This is a genomic window from Kitasatospora sp. NPDC059088 (assembly GCF_042738155.1).
Lineage (GTDB): Bacteria > Actinomycetota > Actinomycetes > Streptomycetales > Streptomycetaceae > Kitasatospora.
On record NZ_JBHYGR010000091.1, the window covers coordinates 2,641 to 4,537 of the forward strand.

The following is a 1,897-nucleotide window of genomic DNA, read 5'->3' on the forward strand; positions in this document are numbered from 1 at the left end:
ATTATCCAACACACCCCCCCCCCGCCTCGGGGGGGTGCGCGCTGGGGTGCTCGCCCCCACACCGCCCCCCCCCGGCGCGGGGCGGGGGCGGGCCCCGGGGGGGGGGGCCGGGGGTGGGCCCGCCACCGGGGTTCTTGTGCAGGGTCGCGGGCGTCGGAGTGTCAGGCATGGGGCGCATCTCCCTCGTAGCGGCTCCAGCTATATCGCAAACCTCCCCAACTCTGGCATTCCGCCACGACCCCCGCCCGCCGAGCACGCCCCGGAACGCCGCAGGCCCGGCCCCGGGGTGCTCCCCCGGGGCCGGGCCTGCGCGCAATGGCGGGTGGGTCAGTCGCCGATCCCGGCGAGTTCCCGCAGCCGGCGGGCCTGGGCCGCCCGTTCGGCCGAACGCTGCTCCTCGTACGACCGTCCGGAGGCCCCCTGGAGCAGGGCCTTGGTCTCGGTCACGGCCCCGCGCGGGGCGGCCAGCAGGGCGGCGGCGAGGTCCCGGGCGGCGGCGTCGAGTTCGGCGCCGGGCACCGACAGGTTGGCCAGCCCGGTCGCGGCGGCCTCCTCGGCGCCGACCCAGCGGCCGGTCGCGCAGATCTCCAGCGCCCGGGCGTAGCCGACGAGGTCGACCAGCGGCTTGGTGCCGGCCAGGTCGGGGACGAGCCCGAGCGAGGTCTCCTTCATGGCGAACTGCACGTCGTCGGCGACCACCCGCAGGTCACAGCCGAGCGCGAGCTGGAAGCCGGCCCCGACGGCGTGGCCCTGGACGACGGCGATGGAGACCAGGTCGGCGCGGCGCCACCAGGTGAAGGCCTCCTGGTAGGCGGCGATGGCGTCGTCCAGCTCCTGGTCGGCGGAGCCGGCCAGCTGCAGGAAGGTGGGCTCGCCGGGGATGCCCTCGGGGGTGAACATCGCCCGGTCCAGTCCGGCGGAGAAGGAGACGCCCTCGGCGCGCAGCAGCACCACCCGCACGCTGCCGGGCAGTTCGCGACCGGCCTGGGCGAGGGCGCGCCAGAGTGCGGGCGACTGGGCGTTGCGCCGCTTGGGCTGACAGAGGGTGACGACGGCGAGCTCGCCGTCGATCTCCAGCCGGACGCCGTCCCGCTCCCAGCTCGGGGCCTGCGGGTCGGTGGCGGGGGCGGTCATGCGGGAACCTCCGGTGGCGGGGGACGTGGCTACCGGAGAGTAACAAACCTGGGCGCGGACGGGCAGGCCCTCGGCCCGCAAAGATCGGAACGGCCCCCGGCACCCGGGGGCGGACATGACGATCGGCGGCCGGTCCACTCGACCCGAGGGCGGACGCCCGGCCGTGGTCGGCCGTCGTCTCCTCGGCGGGCGTCAGGCCGCCGCGCCATCCAGCTCAGAGCTGATTGACCGTCAGGAACCGGCCCCGGCAGTCGCCTTGTTCTTGCCCCGCGTGGCACCGCCGCGGCCCCGGAGGATCACTCCGGACTCGCTCAGCATCCGGTGCACGAAGCCGTACGAACGACCGGTCTCCTCCGCGAGAGCGCGAATGCTCGCCCCGGAGTCGTACTTCTTCTTGAGATCGGCCGCGAGCTTCTCACGCGCGGCACCGGTCACCCGGCTGCCCTTTTTCAGAGTCTCGGCCACCCGTGCCTCCTCGTAGCGTTGCTCGGTCAGATTCCCATGATCACCCATCCACCGCGTCCTGGCCACCCATTCGACAAGGTCGATGTCGCAAATGCGTGGTCCTGCGGTGGTGATCCGAGCGCACCAGGGCGCTCACGCAGAGTGCACGCCCCCGGGCGGCTGCCGCCGAATGCCGAGAAATAGCTGATCAGCAGCGTGGGGGGGGGCGCCCCCGCGGGGGGGGTCGCGGGCGTGTGGGTTTATATAGAGGAGGCGGACGATATTGAGCGGCCAGGCCAGAAATAGCATAATTAATCTC

The 1,897-nt window shown here is 73.4% G+C and carries 2 protein-coding genes; both read right to left on the bottom strand.

Features of this window, described 5'->3' with window-relative positions; genetic code table 11:
• Nucleotides 1-327: 327 nt before the first annotated feature.
• Nucleotides 328-1,134 (bottom strand): enoyl-CoA hydratase/isomerase family protein, encoded by an 807-nt coding sequence (locus ACFWXO_RS31465; protein ID WP_380527945.1) that lies wholly within the window; start codon nucleotides 1,132-1,134, stop codon nucleotides 328-330.
• Between the two features lie 231 nt (nucleotides 1,135-1,365).
• Nucleotides 1,366-1,599: a helix-turn-helix domain-containing protein gene (locus tag ACFWXO_RS31470; RefSeq protein WP_030059940.1), complete on the bottom strand. Its 234-nt coding sequence runs from the start codon at nucleotides 1,597-1,599 to the stop codon at nucleotides 1,366-1,368.
• Between the last annotated feature and the right edge of the window lie 298 nt (nucleotides 1,600-1,897).

Bases quoted from the DNA above. Each gene is read 5' to 3' on its own strand.
- ACFWXO_RS31465 (WP_380527945.1), bottom strand. From the start codon at position 1,134: ATGACCGCCCCCGCCACCGACCCGCAGGCCCCGAGCTGGGAGCGGGAC.